This window comes from Pseudomonas sp. CH235, assembly GCF_004368175.1.
Classification (GTDB): Bacteria; Pseudomonadota; Gammaproteobacteria; order Pseudomonadales; family Pseudomonadaceae; genus Aquipseudomonas; species Aquipseudomonas paraglycinae.
Genome location: NZ_RRZJ01000012.1, coordinates 130,343 through 150,861 on the forward strand (window position 1 = coordinate 130,343; position 20,519 = coordinate 150,861).

At 60.9% G+C, this 20,519-nt stretch carries 19 protein-coding genes; 7 read left to right on the plus strand and 12 right to left on the minus strand.

Translation table 11 applies throughout. The features are described 5' to 3' along the window. Positions 1-70 precede the first annotated feature (70 nt). Positions 71-958 (plus strand): LysR family transcriptional regulator, encoded by an 888-nt coding sequence (locus EIY71_RS15230; protein ID WP_134022214.1) that lies wholly within the window; start codon positions 71-73, stop codon positions 956-958. Here the strand turns inward: EIY71_RS15230 and EIY71_RS15235 are convergent. Continuing rightward, positions 955-1,575, minus strand: coding sequence for a cell wall hydrolase (locus EIY71_RS15235; RefSeq protein WP_085746115.1), 621 nt, complete (start codon positions 1,573-1,575; stop codon positions 955-957). The genes EIY71_RS15230 and EIY71_RS15235 overlap by 4 nt on opposite strands. A 199-nt stretch (positions 1,576-1,774) precedes the next feature. Here EIY71_RS15235 and EIY71_RS15240 point away from each other — a divergent pair, with 199 nt between their 5' ends. Continuing rightward, on the plus strand, positions 1,775-2,626 hold the full coding sequence (locus EIY71_RS15240) for a CAP domain-containing protein (RefSeq protein WP_102687030.1): 852 nt from the start codon (positions 1,775-1,777) through the stop codon (positions 2,624-2,626). 45 nt (positions 2,627-2,671) lie between these two features. Here the strand turns inward: EIY71_RS15240 and EIY71_RS15245 are convergent, their stop codons facing one another. The 4 genes from EIY71_RS15245 to EIY71_RS15260 all read right to left on the minus strand — a co-directional run bounded on the left by EIY71_RS15245 (position 2,672) and on the right by EIY71_RS15260 (position 7,697). Beyond that, positions 2,672-2,827, minus strand: coding sequence for a DUF2474 domain-containing protein (locus EIY71_RS15245; RefSeq protein WP_102687029.1), 156 nt, complete (start codon positions 2,825-2,827; stop codon positions 2,672-2,674). Then, the gene (cydB, locus tag EIY71_RS15250; protein ID WP_102687028.1) at positions 2,814-3,830 is read right to left on the minus strand and encodes a cytochrome d ubiquinol oxidase subunit II; all 1,017 of its coding nucleotides are present in this window, start codon (positions 3,828-3,830) and stop codon (positions 2,814-2,816) included. The genes EIY71_RS15245 and cydB overlap by 14 nt, the downstream gene beginning before the upstream one ends. Positions 3,831-3,847: 17 nt before the next feature. After that, positions 3,848-5,263 (minus strand): cytochrome ubiquinol oxidase subunit I, encoded by a 1,416-nt coding sequence (locus EIY71_RS15255; protein WP_102687102.1) that lies wholly within the window; start codon positions 5,261-5,263, stop codon positions 3,848-3,850. Positions 5,264-5,372: 109 nt separating this feature from the next. Beyond that, on the minus strand, positions 5,373-7,697 hold the full coding sequence (locus EIY71_RS15260; RefSeq protein ID WP_102687027.1) for an FdhF/YdeP family oxidoreductase: 2,325 nt from the start codon (positions 7,695-7,697) through the stop codon (positions 5,373-5,375). A 357-nt stretch (positions 7,698-8,054) separates the two neighbouring features. On the opposite strand from EIY71_RS15260, the gene moaA reads away from it, so the two are divergent. Together moaA and EIY71_RS15270 are read left to right on the plus strand one after the other, a co-directional pair. Continuing rightward, positions 8,055-9,053, plus strand: coding sequence for a GTP 3',8-cyclase MoaA (gene moaA / locus EIY71_RS15265; RefSeq protein WP_134022184.1), 999 nt, complete (start codon positions 8,055-8,057; stop codon positions 9,051-9,053). A gap of 29 nt (positions 9,054-9,082) precedes the next feature. Then, the gene (locus tag EIY71_RS15270) at positions 9,083-9,982 is read left to right on the plus strand and encodes a bestrophin family protein (protein ID WP_134022186.1); all 900 of its coding nucleotides are present in this window, start codon (positions 9,083-9,085) and stop codon (positions 9,980-9,982) included. Between the two features lie 34 nt (positions 9,983-10,016). On the opposite strand, the gene EIY71_RS15275 is transcribed toward EIY71_RS15270, so the two are convergent. The 3 genes from EIY71_RS15275 to EIY71_RS15285 form a co-directional block, all read right to left on the minus strand. After that, positions 10,017-11,303, minus strand: coding sequence for an ATP-binding protein (locus EIY71_RS15275; RefSeq protein ID WP_129973163.1), 1,287 nt, complete (start codon positions 11,301-11,303; stop codon positions 10,017-10,019). Further along, entirely contained in the window at positions 11,304-12,011 is a 708-nt protein-coding gene (locus EIY71_RS15280; protein WP_134022188.1) for a winged helix-turn-helix domain-containing protein, read from the minus strand. Between the two features lie 140 nt (positions 12,012-12,151). Next, positions 12,152-12,760, minus strand: coding sequence for a tRNA-(ms[2]io[6]A)-hydroxylase (locus EIY71_RS15285; protein WP_064597504.1), 609 nt, complete (start codon positions 12,758-12,760; stop codon positions 12,152-12,154). A 159-nt stretch (positions 12,761-12,919) separates the two neighbouring features. Between EIY71_RS15285 and EIY71_RS15290 the strand changes: the two genes are divergently transcribed. Then, positions 12,920-13,783, plus strand: coding sequence for a universal stress protein (locus EIY71_RS15290; RefSeq protein WP_134022190.1), 864 nt, complete (start codon positions 12,920-12,922; stop codon positions 13,781-13,783). A gap of 124 nt (positions 13,784-13,907) precedes the next feature. Here EIY71_RS15290 and EIY71_RS15295 read toward each other — a convergent pair whose 3' ends face one another. Further along, complete coding sequence (locus EIY71_RS15295) at positions 13,908-14,378, minus strand: DUF1289 domain-containing protein (RefSeq protein WP_039767141.1); 471 nt, start codon at positions 14,376-14,378, stop codon at positions 13,908-13,910. Between the two features lie 469 nt (positions 14,379-14,847). Here EIY71_RS15295 and acnB point away from each other — a divergent pair, with 469 nt between their 5' ends. Continuing rightward, the gene (gene acnB / locus EIY71_RS15300) at positions 14,848-17,457 is read left to right on the plus strand and encodes a bifunctional aconitate hydratase 2/2-methylisocitrate dehydratase (protein WP_115078343.1); all 2,610 of its coding nucleotides are present in this window, start codon (positions 14,848-14,850) and stop codon (positions 17,455-17,457) included. A gap of 299 nt (positions 17,458-17,756) precedes the next feature. On the opposite strand, the gene EIY71_RS15310 is transcribed toward acnB, so the two are convergent. From EIY71_RS15310 to EIY71_RS15315, 3 genes are all read right to left on the minus strand, one after another. Then, a complete protein-coding gene (locus EIY71_RS15310) occupies positions 17,757-19,037 on the minus strand; it encodes an HAAAP family serine/threonine permease (protein WP_064597506.1) in 1,281 nt (426 codons plus the stop codon). Positions 19,038-19,292: 255 nt separating this feature from the next. Beyond that, a complete protein-coding gene (locus EIY71_RS28570; RefSeq protein WP_007958834.1) occupies positions 19,293-19,463 on the minus strand; it encodes a hypothetical protein in 171 nt (56 codons plus the stop codon). 48 nt (positions 19,464-19,511) lie between these two features. After that, entirely contained in the window at positions 19,512-19,706 is a 195-nt protein-coding gene (locus EIY71_RS15315) for a hypothetical protein (protein WP_134022194.1), read from the minus strand. A 273-nt stretch (positions 19,707-19,979) separates the two neighbouring features. Here EIY71_RS15315 and EIY71_RS15320 point away from each other — a divergent pair, with 273 nt between their 5' ends. Beyond that, the gene (locus EIY71_RS15320; RefSeq protein ID WP_007958838.1) at positions 19,980-20,363 is read left to right on the plus strand and encodes a tautomerase family protein; all 384 of its coding nucleotides are present in this window, start codon (positions 19,980-19,982) and stop codon (positions 20,361-20,363) included. Positions 20,364-20,519 lie beyond the last annotated feature (156 nt).

Below are 20,519 nucleotides of genomic sequence, written 5' to 3' on the forward strand. Positions count from 1 at the left end.
GCCTGAGCCTCGACAATACAAGGCGCAAGACGCATGCTTCGCACTTGATACCTGCATGGAACGCCACGTCATGAATGCACCGGATCTGAACCTGTTGATCACCCTCGACGTGCTGCTGAGCGAAGGAAGCGTCGCCCGCGCCGCCGAGCGCCTGCGTTTGAGTCCGTCAGCCATGAGCCGGGCGCTGGCCCGGCTGCGGGAAACCACCGGCGATCCGCTGCTGGTGCGCGCCGGTCGCGGACTGGTGCCGACCCCGCGTGCGCTGGAGCTGCGCGACCGGGTCAGTTATCTGGTGCAGGAGGCCGAAGCGGTTTTGCGCCCGGCAGAAGTGCTCGATCCTGGCCAGTTGCGGCGCACCTTCACCCTGCGCAACACCGACGGTTTTGTCGAAACCTTCGCCGCCGCCCTGCTCGCCCGCATCGCCGAAGAGGCGCCTGGCGTGCGCCTGCGCTTTGTGCAAAAAGCCGACAAGGACAGCACGCTGCTGCGCGTAGGCCGGGTGGATCTGGAAACCGGCGTGGTCGACGACAGCACCGACCCGACGCTCCACAGCCGCATCCTGTTCCACGATCAGTGGATTGGCGTGGTGCGTGAGGGGCATCCGTTGAGCAGCGGAAAGATCAGCGCCAAACGCTTCGCTTCGGGCCAGCACACTCTGGTGTCACGCCGTGGGCGCAGCAGCGGACCGGTGGACGAAGCGCTGCTCGCCTTAGGCCTGACGCGGGACATCGTCACTTCATTCGGCGGATTTTCGGCGGCGCTGACGCTGGTCCGTGAGTCGGACCTGATCGCCACCGTTCCGGAACGTCACACCAGCAAACTGCGCACGGGCCTGCACAGCTTCGCCCTGCCATTCCGGATGCCGGACATCAGCGTGTCGATGCTCTGGCACCCGCGCATGGACGCCGACCCGGCGCACCGCTGGTTGCGCCATTGTGTGCGCGAAGTTTGCGCCTAACGCGCATCCCCGCCAGCAGGTTTGTAGAACAGAAATTTCCTGGTCTCGGCGGTTTTTCTGTATTCCTTGGCCCAACTTGGATGAACGTTGCGGTCGTGGAAATACAGGGCGCCATGGGTGCGGTCGGTGAGCTGGCGGTTCAGCGCCTTGCCGGCGATTTCCTTGGCCAGCGCGTATTCGGCATCTTCCTTGACCTGATCCGGACGCCCGTCGCACCACCAGGAAAACTGGCAGCTCTTGGTTTCCGAGCCCTGCTTGACCACCTCGCACACCGTGCCCGGAAAGCCGTCATGCCCGAGGCGATTCATCACCACACTGGCCACGCCTTCCATGTCGGCATTGTCCTTGCCCTTGGCTTCCCAATAGATACTGCGCGCCAGACAGGTGATCGGGTCGTCCAGCGGAGCGGCGCCAGCGGGGTCGACCGCCTGCGCTTCGGTCGGGGTGATGGCTTCGGATTTGGGTGCCGGGGGCGCGTCGGGTTTGTCGGCGGCCTTCTCTTCCAGAACCTCGGCTTTCGCTTCGGCCTTTTCCTTGATCGGTGCCTGATCGGTGGCCAGTGCCGCGCCGCTCAGCAAGGTCAACGCAAGACAGCAAAGCAACCCGTTCAATTGCATGATCATTCTTCCGGCAGGGCCCGATGCGGGCAAAGTGTTACGTGGTTGAGACGCCCGGATCCCGGGCTCTTCGCGAAGTGTAGACGGCAATTTTCACGGCATCGTTCCGCAGAAAAATCCGCGTCGTGAAGAAAAAGACATTGCACGAACCGGGGCCCTTTCGCGCATGATGTGCGCACTCAGCCCAAGGGAGATTTCCATGCGCTTCATGCCATCCGTTCTGCGACTCGCCGCGTTGTCCGTGGGCCTGGCGCTGGCCACTTCGGCCATGGCCACCGACGAGTCGCAATTGATCGAATCGATCAACAGCTACCGCAGCCAGCCGCAGCGTTGTGGCAGCCAGGCGTCCAGCGAATTGCCGCCGCTGTCGGCCGATCCGCGCCTGATTCTGCCGGCCAGCGGCGTGGTGGATTTGCAGCAGGCGATGTCCAGCGCTCGCTACCCGATGGTCAACGTGCAGGCGATTACCCTGAACGGGCCAAGGGATGCGGCGTCGGCGATGAAGGCGATTCAGGAGAGTTTCTGTCAGGTGGTGCTGGATCCGCAGTTCGTCGATATCGGCGTCAGTCGCGCCGACCGTGACTGGCGCATCACCCTCGCCCGACCACTGCTGTCCGCCCGCCTCGGCGACGGTCAGGCGGAAGGCCAGAAACTCCTCGAACAACTCAACGCCGCCCGCGCCCAACCGCGCCAGTGCGGCAGTCAGGCATTCGCAGCGACAGCGCCGCTGGCGTGGAACTCGGTGCTCGGTGGCGTTGCCCAGGAGCATAGCCGCGAGATGGCCAACAACAATTATTTCGACCACAAGGACCGCAACGGCGGCACTCCCGGCGACCGCGCGGAACTGGCCGGTTACAGCGGCCAGCAGGTCGGCGAAAACATCGCCGCCGGGCAGGACACGGTGCAGAAGGTCGTTGCCGGCTGGCTCGCCAGCCCTGGCCATTGCGCCAACCTGATGAACCCGCAGTACCGCGAGCTGGGCGCTGCCTACGCAGTCGATCCGAAGAGCAGCGCCGGGATTTACTGGACTGCGATGTTTGGCGGGGAGTAAATCCCGCGCAATAAAAACCGGAGCCAGGCTCCGGTTTTTTTATGGTCAATGAGTCCTCATTCCCGCCGCATACATCGCCAGTTTCAGCAGGCTCGCCACCACCGCCAGCGAGACCACGCTGCCCAACCAGATCAGCAGCAGCCAGCCCAGACGCTTGTACCAGGGGCTGGATTTCACCTCACGCGAATCAATGGTAGCCATCGCCAATCCTCACTTTGCCGCGGAACACGTAGTAGCTCCAGAAGGTGTACATCAGGATCACCGGCAGGATGAACAGCGCGCCGATAAGGGCGAACAACTGACTGGTGGCCGGTGAAGCCGCCGCCCACAGGCTGACCGACGGCGGGATGATGTTCGGCCAGAGGCTCAGCGCCAGCCCGATGTAACCAAGGAACATCAGCACCAGGGTGAACACGAACGGCCAGTGGGTGTGGCGCTGACGCAGCGAACGCAACAGCCCGAACAGCGCCAGCACCGCCAACACCACCAGCCCGGCGAACACGGTCAGGTGCGCATGGTTGAACCAGCGGCCAGCCAGTTCCGGATGCAGTTGCAGCGTCCACGCGCCGATCACCACCACCATCGCCAGCAGCAGCCACGCCAGCGGACGGCTGTAGTGACGCATCCGCGATTCGAGCATGCCTTCGGTCTTGACCAGCAGCCAGGTGCTGCCGAGCAAGGCGTAAGCAATCACCAGACCGACGCCGCAGACCAGCGGGAACGGCGCCAGCCAGTCGAGACCACCACCGGCGAACTGTCGATCCACCACCGGAATCCCCGCCACATACGCGCCGATCACCACGCCCTGGGAGAACGTCGCCAGCAGCGAACCGCCGATGAATGCCCAATCCCACAGATGACGTTTTTCAGCCGGCGCCTTGAAGCGAAACTCGAACGCCACACCGCGGAAAATCAGCCCTGCGAGCATGAAGATCAGCGGCAGATACAGCGCCTCCAGAATCACCCCGTAAGCCAGCGGAAACGCGCCGTACAACGCCGCGCCGCCGAGCACCAGCCAGGTTTCGTTGCCGTCCCAGACCGGTGCGACGGTGTTCATCATCACGTCGCGTTCCTGCTCGTCGCTGATCATCGGGAACAGGATCCCGAGGCCTAGATCGAAGCCGTCCATGATCACGTACATCATTACCCCGAAGGCAATGATCACGCCCCAGATCAACGAGAGATCGATACCTTGAATACCCATGACTCAACGCTCCTTTTTCAGTGGATCCGGGTCGCGGATTCGAGGTTGTCGGTGACCGCCGACAGTGGCCGGCGCGGGGTCTGCACCTGAGTGCCTTCGGGCGGATGTTCGTGGTGCGGCTGCGGGCCCTTGCTCACCAGTTTCATCATGTAGCCGATACCCACGGTGAACACCGAGCAGTAGATGACGACGAACAGCGCCAGCGAGGTGCTCATCTGCGCCACCGAGTGATGGGACGCCGCGTCATGGGTTCGCATCAGGCCGTAGACCACCCACGGCTGACGCCCGACTTCGGTGGTGATCCAACCCGCCAGCAGCGCGATCAGGCCGCTCGGCCCCATCAGCAGCACCAGCCGCTGGAAGCCGCGATGCCGGTAGACCTTGCCATTGCGCCGCAACGCCAGGCCCAACACACCGACGAGGATCATTAACATGCCCAGCCCGGCCATCACGCGGAAGCTCCAGAAGATCACGGTCGAGTTCGGCCGGTCTTCTTTCGGGAAGCTCTTGAGCGCCGGTATCTGCTTGTCGAGGCTGTGGGTGAGGATCAGGCTGCCGAGGTACGGAATCTCGATGGCGTATTTGGTTTTCTCCGCCTGCATGTCCGGGATGCCGAACAGCACCAGCGGGGTCGGCCCGTTGTCGGCGTTTTCCCAGTGGCCTTCGATGGCGGCGATTTTTGCCGGTTGGTGTTCCAGAGTGTTCAAGCCATGGGCGTCACCGACCACCGCTTGAATCGGCGCCACGATCAGCGCCATCCACAGCGCCATGGAGAACATCTTGCGCACCGGTTGGGTGTCGTTGCCACGCAGTAAATGCCAAGCCGCCGAAGCGCCGACAAAGAACGCCGTGGCGACGAATGCGGCAATCGCCATGTGCGCCAGACGGAACGGAAACGACGGGTTGAACACGATCGCCAGCCAGTCCAGCGGCATCACTCGACCGTCAACGATTTCGAAGCCTTGCGGAGTCTGCATCCAGCTGTTGGAGGCAAGAATCCAGAAGGTCGAGATCAGCGTGCCGATGGCGACCATCACCGTGGCAAAGAAGTGCAACCCTCGGCCGACGCGGTTCCAGCCGAACAGCATCACCCCGAGGAACCCGGCCTCGAGGAAGAACGCGGTCAGCACTTCATAGGTCAGCAACGGCCCGGTGACGCTGCCGGCAAAGTCAGAGAATCCGCTCCAGTTGGTGCCGAACTGGTACGCCATGACCAGCCCCGAGACCACGCCCATGCCGAAGTTGACGGCGAAGATCTTCGACCAGAAGTGGTAGAGATCGCGGTAAGTGTCGTTACGGGTTTTCAGCCACAGGCCTTCGAGCACCGCCAGGAAACTCGCGAGACCAATGGTGATCGCCGGGAAAATGATGTGGAACGAAACCGTGAACGCGAATTGAATTCGCGCCAGGTCCAGTGCCTCCAGGTTGAACATGATGATGTCCTCATCCAGGCTGAAAAGCGGCAGCACACGGCCGGGCCACCGCCAGGCGCGAACGCCTGCAGCCAGTCAAAATGCAAAAGGGTTGGATCGCGTGAGTCGGCTACGCCACCGACGACGGGATCAGGTTGCTCGCCTCGGCCGCTTCGAGGCGGATCGCCACGAACTTGGAGGTCGGCGTGTAGGTGCGGTCACCGTAGCTTTCCAGCGGCACCAGCGGATTGGTTTCCGGGTAGTACGCGGCAGCCTGCCCGGCCGGAATGTCGTAGGCGATCAGGGTGAAACCGCTGACCCGACGCTCACGCTCGTCATCCCACAGCGCTACCAGATCAACCTTCTGTCCCGGTTCAAAACCGAGCCGGCGGATGTCCTGCTCGTTGGCGAACACCACGTCGCGCATCCCGTATACACCGCGATAACGGTCGTCGAGGCCGTACAGCGTGGTGTTGTACTGATCGTGAGAACGCATGGTTTGCAGGATCAGATGCGGTTTGACCGGCAGGTTGCGCACGCCTTCGCTGATCAGATGTTCCGGCAGCACACACGGGGTGAACTGGGCCTTGCCGGATTCGGTTTTCCAGATCCGGTCGGAAGCGTTGTTGCCGAGGTGGAAACCACCCGGGATCAGCAGCTTCTCGTTGAAATTCTCGAAGCCCGGAATCACGTCGGCGATCAGGTTACGGATGCGCCCGTAGTCGCCTACCGCCCATTCCCAATCGATCGGGTGTTTGCCCAAGGTCGCGGCAGCGATCCCGGCAATGATCGCCGGCTCGGATTTCAGGTGCGCCGACTTCGGTTTCAGTTGACCGAACGACAAGTGCACCATGCTGAAGGTGTCTTCCACGGTCACGCCTTGCGGGCCTTCGGCCTGGACGTCGATGTCGGTACGGCCGAGGCACGGCAGAATCAACGCATCACGCCCGGTCACCAGATGGCTGCGGTTGAGTTTGGTCGAGATATGCACGCTCAGGTCGAGTTTGCGCATCGCGGCGTGGGTGCGCGGGGTGTCCGGCGTAGCTTGAGCGAAGTTGCCGCCGAGCCCGATAAACACCTTGGCTTCGCCACGTTCCATGGCACCAATCGCCATGACCGTGTTGTGGCCGTGCATCCGCGGCACTTTGAAGTTGAAGCGTTTTTCCAGGGCGTCCATCAGCTCGGTCGGGGCCAGTTCGTTGATGCCCATGGTGCGGTCGCCCTGCACGTTACTGTGGCCGCGCACCGGCGACAGCCCGGCGCCCGGACGGCCGACGTTGCCGCGCAGCAGTTGCAGGTTGATGACTTCCTGCAGAGTCGGCACCGAGTGCACGTGCTGGGTCAGGCCCATGGCCCAGCACATGATCACGCTCTTGGCCCGGGCATACATGCGCGCGGCCAGTTCGATGTCATGCAGCGGCACGCCGGACTGCTCGACGATATGCTCCCAGCTCGTGGCATCGACTTCGGCCAGGTAGCTGTCGAGGCCCGACGTGTGCTCGGCAATAAAGGCGTGATCGAACACCGGTTCGCCGCCGATGGCCTGGGCTTCGCGCTCCCACTCCAGCAGGAATTTGGCCATGCCGCGAATCATCGCCATGTCGCCGCCCAAGGCTGGGCGGAAGTACGCGGTGTTGGTCGCTTCCCAGCCGTTGCTGAGCATCTCGATCGGGTTTTGCGGGTTCTGGAAACGCTCCAGCCCACGCTCCTTCAGCGGGTTGATACACACCACCTGCGCGCCACGCTTCACCGCTTCGCGCAGCGGTTCGAGCATGCGCGGGTGGTTGGTGCCGGGGTTCTGGCCGATCACGAAAATCGCGTCGGCGTGGTGCAGGTCTTCATAGACCACCGTGCCTTTGCCGACGCCCAGGCTCTCGCCCATGCTCACCGCGCTGGCTTCGTGGCACATGTTCGAGCAGTCCGGGAAGTTGTTGGTGCCATAGGCGCGGACGAACAACTGATAGAGAAACGCCGCTTCGTTGCTGGCACGACCCGAGGTGTAGAACTCGGCCTCGTGAGGCGATTTCAGGCCTTTGAGGTGCTTGGCGATCAGCGCGAAGGCATCGTCCCAGGTAGTTTCCACATAGCGGTCGACCCGCGCGTCGTAGCGCATCGGATGGGTGATCCGGCCCTGGTATTCGAGCCAGTAATCGCTTTGTTCGGCCAGGGTCGAGACCGTGTACTTGTTGAAGAACGCCGGATCGACCAGGCGGCCGGTGGCTTCCCAGTTCACCGCCTTGGCGCCGTTTTCGCAGAACTTCAGCATGCTCGCGCCGGGTGCTTCACCCCAGGCGCAACCGGGGCAGTCGAAGCCGCCGTTCTGGTTGGTCTTGAGCATGGCGCGGATGTTTTTCAGGGCGTTTTCACTGCCCAGCCAGTTCTTGGTGAGGCTGATGACAGCGCCCCAACCCGCAGCGGCGCCCTTGTAGGGTTTGTAACGGTCGACTTGTGACATGGGACTTCTCCATGACGATGCACACAGGCAAAAACCTGATCGGGTTTAAACAGCGACGACTGACTTTCAAGTTAAAAGAGCGGTCGTTTCGTTTGACGGGGCCAAGGATAGGAACCGCTGCAAAAACTTGTCTAATCGCTATTAATGACTGCGTTATCGAAAGCATCTATCACGGCGTTAAACCCTTTAAATACGGGCACTTGCAAAACTAACAAGCGATAAACCCGGAATAATTATTTCATCATCGACAGCATCAATCGGCCGGTCATTAAGAGTGATTGGACGCTGTCTCAAGTTGCTCATAACCTGCGCCGACCCAATCCCTTCAATAGCGGATTTCACCCAAGCGAGGCTGTCATGTCAGAGCGCGTCTTGATCGATGGTTACAACCGCCGCGTCGACTACCTGCGCATGTCGGTCACCGACCGCTGCGACTTTCGCTGCGTGTATTGCATGGCCGAAGACATGCAGTTCCTGCCGCGCCAACGGGTGCTGACGCTGGAGGAGATCTATCAACTGGCGCAGGGCTTCGTTGCGCTGGGCACCCGCAAGATCCGCCTGACCGGTGGCGAGCCGCTGATTCGCCCCGGCGTCGTCGGCTTGTGCAAGCAGATCGCCGCCCTGCCCGGCCTGCGCGAACTGTGCCTGACCACCAACGGCTCGCAGCTCGACAAACTCGCCAGTCCGCTGTTCGACGCCGGGGTCAAACGCCTCAACGTCAGCCTCGACAGCCTCGATGCCACGCGCTTCAAGCAGATGACCCGCACCGGTGACCTGGCCCAGGTGATCGACGGCATCGACGCCGCCCGCGCCGCCGGATTTACCCGCACTAAACTCAACTGCGTGGTGATGCAGGGCCGCAACGATCACGAGATCAACGATCTGGTGCAGTTCGCCATCGAACGGGATCTGGACATTTCCTTCATCGAGGAAATGCCGCTGGGGATCATCAGCGAACACAGCCGCGCCGAGTCGTTCTTTTCCAGCACCCAGGTGCGCGAAAAGATCGCCGAGCGCTACACCCTGATCGACTCCGCTGAGTCGACTCAGGGCCCGTCGCGCTACTGGCGGCTGGCGGAAGCGCCGCACATCCGGCTGGGGTTCATCTCCCCCCACAGCCACAACTTCTGCGGCACCTGCAACCGGGTGCGTCTGACCGTCGAGGGGCGTTTGCTACTGTGTCTGGGGAGCGAGCATTCGGTGGACTTGAAGGCGGTACTGCGCGCCCATCCAGGCCAACCGGAACGGCTGGAGAAAGCCATCATTGAAGCGATGAAACTCAAGCCTTACCGGCACAACTTTGAAGTGAACGACGACGTGCAAGTGGTGCGTTTCATGAACATGACCGGCGGTTGATCCGCCACGTTTTCAAGGCAGAGAGCCGCATGATCATCCGACCCAAGGTCAATCAATTCGCCATTCTCTTCACCCTCAAGGGCTCGATTGCCAAGCGCATCGCCCTGCGCGCCCTGATGGTCACGCTGCTGGCGTCGGCCATCGTGCTGGTGGAAATGCTCCACCCGAGCAACTTCACCAAGGTCAATGCCACGCCGTTCACCCTGCTCGGCCTGTCGCTCTCGATCTTCATGAATTTTCGCAACAACGCCTGCTACGACCGCTGGTACGAAGCGCGCAAGGCCTGGGGCGAAGTGATCGTTCATGTGCGCTCGGTAATCCGCGAAACTCACGTGATCCGCGAATCGGCCCAGCGTCGACTGTTGCTGCTCAACCTCGCTGGTTTCGCCCATGCACTGAATGCGCGGTTGCGCCGGGAAGACGAAGCCGCCGCCAGCGCCCAATGGATCACCCCGCAGCACGATGCGCAGGTGCCGGATTACAGCGGGCGCATCCTGCAGACGGTGGGTCAGCAATGCTCCGATCTGCACGAATCAGGCGATCTCAGCGAATGGCGTTACATGCTGCTGGCCAATCACCTGACCAGCCTGACCCAGGCGCAGGCGGTGTGCGAGCGGATCAAGAACACGCCGCTGCCCTTCCCTTACACCCTGCTGCTGCACCGCACGATTTATCTGTTTTGCATCCTGCTACCGTTCGCCATGGCAGAACCGCTGGGCTGGCTGACGCCGCTGTTCACGGCGATTGTCAGCTACACCTTCTTCGGGCTGGATGCGATTGCCGATGAGCTGGAGGACCCGTTCGGCCGGGATGAAAACGATTTGCCGACCGATGCGCTGGTGCGGGGTATCGAGCGGGATATTCTGGCGGAGCTGGGGACTGAGCCGTTGCCGCCGGCGCTGAAACCGGTGGACTACGTCCTCAGTTAATCGACTGCCTCCCCCTTCGGGGGAGGGAAAGTCATCAATCCAGATGCGCCCAGGTCATGCGAAACGACGCGCCGCCCCACGGCGAATCGCCGACCTCGACCTGCCCGCCATGGGATTGCGACACCCGCCGCACCAGCGCCAGACCGAGGCCGAAGCCGCCCGTGCGGCGGTCGCGGCTGGCGTCCAGACGAGAGAACGGTTCGAAAATCTTCTCTCGACCGGCCAGCGGCACACCCGGCCCGTCGTCGTTGACCTGCACTTCGTACTGATCGCCGATGCGCACCAGCGACACCTCGACCCGCTGCTCGGCATACCGGATGGCATTGCGCAGCAGATTGATCACCGCACGCGCCATGAACCGCGGTTCGATCCGCACTTCATCGACCCGGCAATCTACGATCAACAGCTGCACCCCGGCGGCCTCGGCTTCCAGCGCCACGCTGCCGACCACGCTGTCGAGCCAGTTGGCAGCCTGAATGTTTTCGCGGGTGATCACCGTCGCGCCGCGTTCGAGGCTGGCGTAGGTCAGCAGCTCGGAGACCATTTCTTCCAGCTCGCCGAGGTCGGCGTACATGTCGGCGATCAGTTCGCGGTTCTGGCTGGCGTCCGGTTGTTGCTTGAGCTGGTCGAGTTCGAACGACAACCGGGCAATCGGCGTGCGCAGTTCGTGGGAGACCGCGTTGGTCAGTTCGCGCTGATTGGCGATCAGGCCTTCGATGCGCGCCGCCATCAGGTTGAAGTGACCGGCGAGGTCGCGGATGTTGGAACGTTTGGACAGCTGGATCCGCACCGAAAGGTCGTTGTCGCCGAAGCGCTCGGCGGCCAGGCGCAGTTTTTCCAGATCGCGCCAGTGCGGGCGAACCCAGAAGTACAAAACGATGCCGAGCAGCACCGCCAACATCATATAGGCCCCGGCAATGTAGAACGGCATCAGGCTCGGCTCGGGCGGCAGCTTGATGCTGAGCAACTGCGAACCACCGTCGATATTGCTGATGAACTGGGTGTAGTCATCGCGGATCACCAACACATCCTGGGCCAGTTCGGCTTTTTCCTGATCGTTGAGTTTCAACTGGTCAGCCTCGACCAGGCTCAGCGTGAGCCCGTAGTGCGGCCGCAAGGCTTCCAGTTGCGCCTCGCGCGCCGCGCCCTGCTGGTCGCGCATGTGTTCGACCAGCGACCACGCTTGGCCGCGAACCGCCTCACGGTTGTAGGCCTGCATCTGGTTGTCGAGCAAAGCGTTGAAGGTGTGCTCGACGGTTTGCAGCGCCGCCACCAGCCCGACGGTCATCACCAGAAACAGCCCGAGAAATAACCGCAGCATCTACAACTCCCACGCGAACGGATTGAACAGATAACCCTTGCCCCACACGGTCTTGATGCAGACCGGCTCGCGAGGGTTGTCCTTGAGTTTGTTGCGCAACTTGCTGATGTACACGTCGACGCTGCGATTGAGGCCATCGAAGGCGATGCCGCGCATGCGGTTGAGAATCTCATCGCGCGACAGGATCTTGCCGGCGGCGCTGGCCAGCAGCCACAGCAGCTCGAATTCCATGGTGGTCAGTTCGATCAGCTCGCCCGCCAGACGCACTTCGCGGCAACTGCGGTCGATGACCAGATTGCCGAATTCCAGCGAGCTGACCACACCGCTGTCCGGCACCTGCCGGCGTTGCAGCGCGCGCAGGCGTGCGAGCAGAACAGGCGGCTTGATCGGTTTGATCACGTAGTCGTCGGCCCCGGACTCGAGGCCCAGAATATGGTCGAGGTCATCTTCCTTGGCCGTCAGAATAACAATCGGTGTGTCCGACACGCTGCGGATTTCCCGGCACACGTGCAGGCCGCTCTGCCCCGGCAGCATCAGGTCGAGCACCACCACTTTGGGCTTGAATTCGAGAAACGCGGCCACGGCCAGATCGCCGCGATGCACCGTGCATACCTCGTAGCCGTGTTGTTCGAGAAAGTGGGCGATCAGTGCGGCCAGCCGCTCATCGTCTTCCACCAGCAGGACTCTGCCAAAACCCAGGTTATCCATAACAACCGCCGCCAACCGCTTTGTGAAGTGGGCGACATTATGCGGGCATTCAATGGCGAGACGTTTATCGCAGGCAGCAAAAACCGGCCTCTGGGGCCGGTTTTCGTTGATGTTTCATACTCTTAAGAGTTTTTAACAATTCATGCCGCGACGGGTACGCCACTGTGGAAACGGAATTCCTCGTCCGGTGACTCGATCAGGTCCTGCTCGGCGGCGCGGACTTTCTCGATCACCTGGGCGATGTCCTTGGCGTCACCGTACTGGTAGGCCAGTTTCAGATAACCCTGGAAATGCCGGGCCTCGCTTTTCAGCAGGCCGAAGTAGAACTTGCCGAGTTCTTCGTCCAGATGCGGCACCAGCGCTTCGAATCGCTCGCAACTGCGCGCTTCGATAAAGGCGCCGACCACCAGGGTGTCGACCAGTTTCACCGGTTCGTGGCTGCGCACCACTTTGCGCAGGCTCGAGGCATAACGGCCGGCGTGCAGCTGGCGCAGTTCGATCTTGCGTCGCTTCATGATGCGCATCACCTGCTCGTGGTGCACCAGTTCTTCCCGGGCCAGACGCGACATCATGTTGATCAGATCGACGTGGGAATGGTACTTGGCGATCAGGCTCAACGCGGTGCTGGCGGCCTTGAACTCGCAGTTCTTGTGGTCGATCAGCAGGGTTTCCTGATCGGCCAGCGCGGCTTCAACCCAGGCATCAGGCGTGCGGCAACCAAGGAATTCGTGGATTTCGGGAAGGATCATGGGGCTCACGGTCAAAAGGTGTTCGAGCGAAGGGCGCCGATTATACCGGCCTGCCCGCAGACCACCAGCGGCCCGCGTTGATATGCATCAAGTCGCAGACGGATGCGCAGCAACTATAGTTGTGCAACGCCGTGCCTTTTCATTGCTGGAGACTCACTCATGCAAGCCATTCGCAGCATTCTGGTGGTCATTGAACCTGAACACGCGGAAAGCCTGGCGCTCAAGCGCGCCAAGCTGATCGCCGGGGTGACCCAGGCCCATCTGCACCTGCTGGTCTGCGACAAGAAGCACGATCACGCCGGCATGCTCAGCGTGCTCAAGGCCGCGCTGCTGGCGGACGGCTACAGCGTCACCACCGAACAGGCGTGGAACGAGAGCCTGCACGAAACCATCATCGACGTGCAGCAGGCCGAAGGCTGCGGTCTCGTGATCAAGCAGCACTTCCCCGACAGCTCGTTGAAGAAGGCCCTGCTGACCCCGGCGGACTGGAAACTGCTGCGCCACTGCCCTACTCCGGTGCTGCTGGTGAAAACCGCCGGTTCGTGGAAGGACAAAGTGATTCTGGCAGCGGTCGACGTCGGCAATGCCGATGGCGAACACCGTCATCTGCACACCACGATCATCGACCACGGCTTCGACATCGCCAGCCTGGCCAAGGGGCATCTGCACGTGATTACCGCCCATCCGTCACCGATGCTGTCGGCGGCGGACCCGACGTTCCAGCTCAAGGAAACCATCGAGGCGCGCTATCGCGAACAATGCCGGGCGTTTCAGGCTGAATTCGACATTGATGACGCTCACCTGCACGTCGAGGAAGGCCCGGCGGATGTGCTGATTCCGTTCACGGCGCACAAGCTGCAGGCGGCGGTGACGGTGATTGGCACCGTGGCGCGCAGCGGTGTGTCGGGGGCGTTGATCGGCAATACGGCCGAACAGGTGCTGGATCAACTGGAAAGTGACGTGCTGGTGCTCAAACCGCAGGAGGTTGAAGACCACCTGGTGGAGTTGGCGGTGAAGCATTAACTATTGGGGCGCCTGCAAGGCCGTCATCGCTGGCAAGCCAGCTCCCACAGGGACTTAGGTGTGCACTCCATGGAGAGCTTTACACCATCATTGTGGGAGCTGGCTTGCCAGCGATAGCAATAGATCAGTCGCCGAGGGCATCCTTGAGGAAACCGGGCGCAATGTAGCGTTGATAGTGCGCTTCCGACAGCAGGAAAAATTCCCGATCAATGGCATCGCGCAGTTCCGGCAGGTTCCAGTCGCGAAACTCCGGCAGTAGCACCATCCCGTAGGCTTCCAGATTAATGATCACCCGCGCGCCCCGGGCGATCAGCTGATACGCCCAGCAATATTCCGATTGATGCGGCACGAAGCGGATCTTGCGCTGTTCCAGTTGCAGGCGCAGACGCGCCGGATCGAAGACCTCGACCTTGCTCGCCATCACTTGTGACAGCAATTGCTCAAGACGCAGCCAGACCGCGCGCTTTTCCTCCTCGTTGTAACCGTTCCAATGGATCACTTCATGGTGGAAACGCTTGCAGCCACGGCACACCAGATCACCGTAAACGGTGGAGCAGAGGCCGACGCAGGGGGTCTTGATGGTCTGATTGGGCATAGAGTGGGCAAAACACTTGAAACGCGGAACAGGTCGGCATGTTAGCCCTTTGTCCGCCATTCATCACCCCTCAAACGTCAGGGGCAAGCGCCGGATCAGGGTTTGCCCCAGCCGTGCACAACGCAACCAAAGTCCAATAGAGCGCGACTTACCTTTAAATTTTTTTTGCCGTAGAATCAGCCAGCCTTTTTAGGCGCCAATGTCCGTTAGAAGCTGTTTTCAAAGCGTCACGAGCACAGTCGTTCCTTCAGAGCGGTGTTGGCGGAAGGTTTTTCCAGCGGGGAAAAGCCATACGCCAACCCTCATCAGCTCCCCGTTCTGCAGGCGTAAAACTTTGAAAGCAGCTTCTGTAAGGAATTGCCGGTAATTCTGGCCGAACGACCCACAACGTCGTGAGGAGCATGAGTACGGCAATTTCGGGATGAGCGTCCCGGACACCCATTTGGGACCACTGATGAGGGTAATAACTGTGCTTGAAGCCTACCGCAAACATATCGAAGAGCGTGCAGCCCTGGGTATCGTTCCCCAGCCGCTTAACGCCGAACAAACTGCAGGCCTGGTCGAGCTGCTGAAGAATCCTCCGGCTGGCGAAGAAGCTTTCCTCGTTGACCTGATCACCAATCGCGTACCACCAGGAGTGGACGAAGCCGCCTACGTCAAGGCCGGTTTCCTCTCCGCACTGGCCAAGGGCGAAGTCTCCTCCCCTCTGCTGGACAAGAAGCGCGCTGTAGAACTGCTCGGCACCATGCAGGGCGGCTACAACATCGTGACCCTGGTTGAACTGCTGGACAACGCCGAGCTGGCGCCAGTGGCCGCCGAGGAACTCAAGCACACCCTGCTGATGTTCGATGCTTTCCACGACGTGGCTGAAAAGGCCAAGAACGGCAACGTTCACGCCAAGGCCGTGCTGCAATCCTGGGCTGACGGCGAGTGGTTCAAGAAGCGTCCGGTGCTGGCCGACAAGATCAGCCTGCGCGTCTTCAAGGTGACTGGCGAAACCAACACCGACGACCTGTCCCCTGCTCCTGACGCCTGGTCGCGTCCAGACATCCCGCTGCACGCCCTGGCCATGCTGAAAATGGCCCGTGACGGCATCGTTCCGGACGAGCAAGGCAAGACCGGCCCGATGAAGCAGATCGAAGAAATGCGCGGCCAGGGCTTCCCTATCGCCTACGTCGGTGACGTGGTCGGTACCGGTTCCTCGCGTAAATCGGCGACCAACTCGGTCCTGTGGTTCTTCGGCGACGACATCCCTTACGTGCCGAACAAGCGCGCTGGCGGTTTCTGCTTCGGCAGCAAAATTGCCCCGATCTTCTACAACACCATGGAAGATGCCGGCGCACTGCCAATCGAGTTCGACGTATCGAACATGAACATGGGCGACGTGATCGACCTGTACCCGCACGCAGGCAAAGTCTGCAAGCACGGTACCGACGAAGTCATCACCACCTTCGAAATGAAGACCCCGGTCCTGCTGGACGAAGTCCGCGCCGGCGGCCGTATCCCGCTGATCATCGGCCGTGGCCTGACCGAGAAGGCTCGCGCCGAACTGGGTCTGCCAGCGTTCGACCTGTTCAAGAAGCCGGAAGCACCGGCTGAAAGCACCAAGGGCTTCACCCTGGCGCAGAAAATGGTCGGCAAGGCTTGCGGTCTGGCAGAAGGCAAAGGCGTTCGTCCTGGCACCTACTGCGAACCGAAGATGACCACCGTAGGTTCTCAGGACACCACAGGTCCAATGACCCGTGACGAACTGAAAGACCTGGCGTGCCTGGGCTTCTCCGCTGATCTGGTGATGCAGTCCTTCTGCCACACCGCGGCTTATCCGAAGCCGATCGACGTGACCACCCACCACACCCTGCCTGACTTCATCATGACCCGCGGCGGCGTTTCCCTGCGTCCGGGCGACGGCATCATCCACTCGTGGCTGAACCGCATGCTGCTGCCGGACACCGTCGGTACCGGTGGTGACTCGCACACCCGTTTCCCGATGGGCATCTCGTTCCCGGCCGGTTCCGGTCTGGTCGCGTTCGCCGCTGCCACCGGCGTCATGCCGCTGGACATGCCGGAATCGATCCTGGTGCGCTTCAAAGGCAAAATGAAACCTGGCATCACCCTGCGTGACCTGGTTCACGCCATTCCTTACTTCGCCATCCAGAACGGTCTGCTGACCGTCGAGAAGAAAGGCAAGAAAAACGCCTTCTCCGGCCGCATCCTGGAAATCGAAGGCCTGGAAGGTCTGACCCTGGAACAGGCGTTCGAACTGTCCGACGCCTCGGCCGAACGTTCGGCTGCCGGTTGCACCATCAAGCTGTCGAAAGAGTCGATCACCGAGTACCTGCAGTCCAACGTCACCCTGCTGCGCTGGATGATCGGCGAAGGCTATGGCGATGCGCGTACCCTGGAGCGTCGTGCCCAAGCGATGGAAGCCTGGATCGCCAACCCGCAACTGATGGAAGCCGATGCCGACGCCGAATACGCAGAAGTCATCGAAATCGATCTGGCCGACATCAGCGAGCCTGTGCTCTGCGCGCCAAACGATCCGGACGACGCCCGTCTGCTGTCCAGCGTTGCTGGCGAGAAGATCGACGAAGTGTTCATCGGTTCGTGCATGACCAACATCGGTCACTTCCGCGCTGCCGGTAAACTGCTGGATCAGGTCAAAGGTCAGCTGCCAACCCGTCTGTGGCTGTCGCCGCCGACCAAGATGGACGCTCACCAACTGACCGAAGAAGGCTACTACGGCATCTACGGCAAGGCCGGCGCCCGCATGGAAATGCCAGGCTGCTCGCTGTGCATGGGTAACCAGGCACGCGTTGAGCCGAACAGCACCGTGGTGTCGACGTCGACCCGTAACTTCCCGAACCGTCTGGGCGACGGCGCGAACGTCTACCTGGCTTCGGCTGAGCTGGCGTCCGTTGCTTCGATCCTGGGTCGCCTGCCGACCGTCGAGGAGTACATGGAATACGCTGGCAAGATCGACAGCATGGCGGCCGACGTTTACCGCTACCTGTCCTTCGACCAGATTGCCGAGTTCCGTGAAGCTGCTGCGAACGCCAAGATCCCTGTCGTTCAAGCCTAACGCTGCAACGCAATGAAAAACGCCGCCCATCGCGAGATGAGCGGCGTTTTTTTTATGCCTACCGAGTAAGGCCTATCCCCGCGTTGATCGTTCCCACGCTCCGCGTGGGAATGCAGCCAAGGACGCTCTGCGTCCCGAACCGTGACGCAGAGCGTCACAAGAGGCATTCCCACGCAGACGGTTCGACGCCTCGACGTGGGAACGATCAATCACAAACCATACAGGCACAAAAAAGGCCGACCTGCGAGGCAGGTCGGCCTTTCTGTTTCACAAGATCAAACGGGATCCTGTGTTGAACCTCAAGCAGTCAGCGAGTAGATCAACGCCGAAATCGCCACCAGACCCACTGCGGTGACAAACACGTTCGACATCTGCCCACGATAACGGGCCATCGCCGGCACTTTGCGGATCGCGTACATCGGCATCAGGAACAGGATCGCCGCGATGACCGGGCCACCGATGGTTTCAATCATGCCGAGGATGCTCGGGTTCAGGGTCGCCACGATCCAGCACACCACCAGCATGAACGCCGCCACGATGCGGTCCAGCGCCTTGGCGCCCGGACGCTTGCCGCTCTTGACGATCAAGCCCTTCAGGCCTTCGCTGGCACCGATGTAGTGGCCGAGGAACGACTTGGAAATCGCCACAAACGCAATCAGCGGTGCCGCGAACGCGATGGTCGGGTTGCTGAAATGGTTGGCCAGGTACGACAGGATCGACAGGTTCTGCGCCTTGGCTTCGGCCAGTTGCTCCGGCGACAGGGTCAGCACGCAGCTGAACACGAAGAACAGCACCATCACCACCATCAGCAGGTGCGCGCGAGACAGGATCTGCGAGCTGCGCTCATCCGCGTGAATGCCGTAACGACGCTTCTGGTCCACAGCAAACGCCGAGATGATCGGCGAGTGGTTGAACGAGAACACCATCACCGGAATCGCCAGCCACAACGTGTGCAGCAGCGCGGACGGTGCCGGCACTTGCGAAGCGGTGGTCAGGATGCCGCCGTTCCAGTGCGGAATCAGGTACACCGCCAGGAACAGCAGCGCAACGATGAACGGATACACCATCAGGCTCATGGCCTTGACGATCACTTGCTCGCCGCAGCGCACCACGGCCAGCAGGCCGAGGATCAGCACGAACGACAGCAGCGCGCGCGGTGGCGGCGTGATGTGCAGTTGGTGTTCGAGGAAACTGGCGACCGTGTTGGTCAGGCCGACGCTGTAGATCAGCAGGATCGGGAAGATCGCGAAGAAGTACAGCAGAGTGATCAGCGCGCCGGCCTTGATGCCGAAATGCTGTTCCACCACGTCAGTGATGTCGGCGCCTTCGCGACCGGAAAGCACGAAGCGGGTCAGGCCGCGGTGTGCGTAGAACGTCATCGGGAAGGCCAGCAGCGCGAGGATCACCAGCGGCCAGAAGCCACCCAGACCTGCATTGATCGGCAAAAACAGGGTACCGGCGCCGATGGCCGTCCCGAACAGTCCCAACATCCAGGTAGTGTCATGGCGATTCCAGCTCGACAGTTCGGCTGGTGCTGCCGCCTCAAAGCGTTGTTCGACGCTATTGGCCTGATCATTCATCCGGTCGGATCTCCGCATTCCGGTCACTTGCCACTCGGTCAGGACGCGTCGGAAAAAACCGACAGACATGCTCCGGCCGAAACAGGGGCGCGATTCTCCGCGATAAATGAGCAGAAGCAAAGACTTAGCTGAGGAATGGTTGTACGGAGCAGATCGGAGGCTTGTCGCTTTTGGGAAAAAGCCTGTCGGCGCCAGATACGCTACATGTCGTTTTATGACATGTACCGGCGCCGAATGAGCCATGGGAAAGCCCGATCAGATCGATCGGGCCAATATGAAGCCGAGGAACATGCAAAAGATGCCCAGACCCATCAACCCCCAGATCGGGCGCATTTCTTTCCTGTCTTTGATACGTATTTTTTCGGCCCACTCATCGTGTTCCCGTTCCAGTTGTTCCATTCTGGCTTTGGCGTCATAGGTGCTCATGTTGATTTCCTTTTGAGTCATGTGTCTGAAGATTGCGAAAACGAACGCTCAAAACTTGAAAAAGACGCCTGCCAATGCCGCGCTTGCCGTCAACACGCCGGCCACCACCGCAACTGGATAAAAATACGTCTCCCACTTCAGCTTCTTCTGTTCCGCCATAAGCTTCTGCCGCTCAGCTATCAGTTTTCGCGTTTCGTTATGCAGCCTGTCGAGTTCCAGGTTTTCGCGGTTGTTCTGAAACATTGGCCTTCCTTGGCTGATGGCAATTTCCGTCCGGATTACTGCTTCGTCATGAAGAACGCATCCCGTCCTGCTCTCTATAATTCCGCGCTTCTCACCCCGCCGTATAGCGGATGAATCCGGCAGCACTCGTAGGCAACATCCGTAAATCCCGCAGGACGGTGCGTCCATTTCCTAACGTTTTTAAACAACCTCACCGTCTGGCATTTTTCGGCTATACCCAATGGCGAATTGACTGACATCCCCGTCCAGTCCCCTCACCTGTGGAGCCATCCCATGCCTCTCGTCCGCGTCGACATCAAGAAAAACCCGGACCCGACGTTCGCCAAACGCATTGGCGAAGTGATCTACGCCGCCCTGCGCAGCGAGATCAATGTGCCGGAACACGACAATTTCCAGGTGCTGGCCGAGCACGACGACCAGCACTTCGTCTATGACCCGCAATACCTGGGGATCCAGCGCAGCGACGGCATCGTGTTCATCCAGCTGACCATCAGCGAAGGCCGCACCGTGGAGATGAAACAACGGCTGTTCCAGACCATCGCGCGCAACCTGAACCAGCAACTGGCCGTGCGTCAGGAAGACGTGTTCATCAATCTGGTGGAAGTGAAAAAAGAGAACTGGTCATTCGGCAACGGCATCGCCCAGTACGTGACGTGATCCAGTGACCGCCAGCGCCGACATCACCTTCTGACGAAGCACCCGCGCGCTCCCCGCATCAGCTCCTACACTGCCTGATGCGGGGCCGTGCCAGCCATTGCCAAACCGCTCTGGAATCAGCACTCTGAAGCGACTTTTGCGCCCGAATACCGACGA

Coding starts and splice junctions, on each gene's coding strand:
- EIY71_RS15230 (WP_134022214.1), top strand. CDS start 71: ATGAATGCACCGGATCTGAACCTGTTGATCACCCTCGACGTGCTGCTG.
- EIY71_RS15235 (WP_085746115.1), bottom strand. CDS start 1,575: ATGCAATTGAACGGGTTGCTTTGCTGTCTTGCGTTGACCTTGCTGAGC.
- EIY71_RS15240 (WP_102687030.1), top strand. CDS start 1,775: ATGCGCTTCATGCCATCCGTTCTGCGACTCGCCGCGTTGTCCGTGGGC.
- EIY71_RS15245 (WP_102687029.1), bottom strand. CDS start 2,827: ATGGCTACCATTGATTCGCGTGAGGTGAAATCCAGCCCCTGGTACAAG.
- cydB (WP_102687028.1), bottom strand. CDS start 3,830: ATGGGTATTCAAGGTATCGATCTCTCGTTGATCTGGGGCGTGATCATT.
- EIY71_RS15255 (WP_102687102.1), bottom strand. CDS start 5,263: ATGTTCAACCTGGAGGCACTGGACCTGGCGCGAATTCAATTCGCGTTC.
- EIY71_RS15260 (WP_102687027.1), bottom strand. CDS start 7,697: ATGTCACAAGTCGACCGTTACAAACCCTACAAGGGCGCCGCTGCGGGT.
- moaA (WP_134022184.1), top strand. CDS start 8,055: ATGTCAGAGCGCGTCTTGATCGATGGTTACAACCGCCGCGTCGACTAC.
- EIY71_RS15270 (WP_134022186.1), top strand. CDS start 9,083: ATGATCATCCGACCCAAGGTCAATCAATTCGCCATTCTCTTCACCCTC.
- EIY71_RS15275 (WP_129973163.1), bottom strand. CDS start 11,303: ATGCTGCGGTTATTTCTCGGGCTGTTTCTGGTGATGACCGTCGGGCTG.
- EIY71_RS15280 (WP_134022188.1), bottom strand. CDS start 12,011: ATGGATAACCTGGGTTTTGGCAGAGTCCTGCTGGTGGAAGACGATGAG.
- EIY71_RS15285 (WP_064597504.1), bottom strand. CDS start 12,760: ATGATCCTTCCCGAAATCCACGAATTCCTTGGTTGCCGCACGCCTGAT.
- EIY71_RS15290 (WP_134022190.1), top strand. CDS start 12,920: ATGCAAGCCATTCGCAGCATTCTGGTGGTCATTGAACCTGAACACGCG.
- EIY71_RS15295 (WP_039767141.1), bottom strand. CDS start 14,378: ATGCCCAATCAGACCATCAAGACCCCCTGCGTCGGCCTCTGCTCCACC.
- EIY71_RS15310 (WP_064597506.1), bottom strand. CDS start 19,037: ATGAATGATCAGGCCAATAGCGTCGAACAACGCTTTGAGGCGGCAGCA.
- EIY71_RS28570 (WP_007958834.1), bottom strand. CDS start 19,463: ATGAGCACCTATGACGCCAAAGCCAGAATGGAACAACTGGAACGGGAA.
- EIY71_RS15315 (WP_134022194.1), bottom strand. CDS start 19,706: ATGTTTCAGAACAACCGCGAAAACCTGGAACTCGACAGGCTGCATAAC.
- EIY71_RS15320 (WP_007958838.1), top strand. CDS start 19,980: ATGCCTCTCGTCCGCGTCGACATCAAGAAAAACCCGGACCCGACGTTC.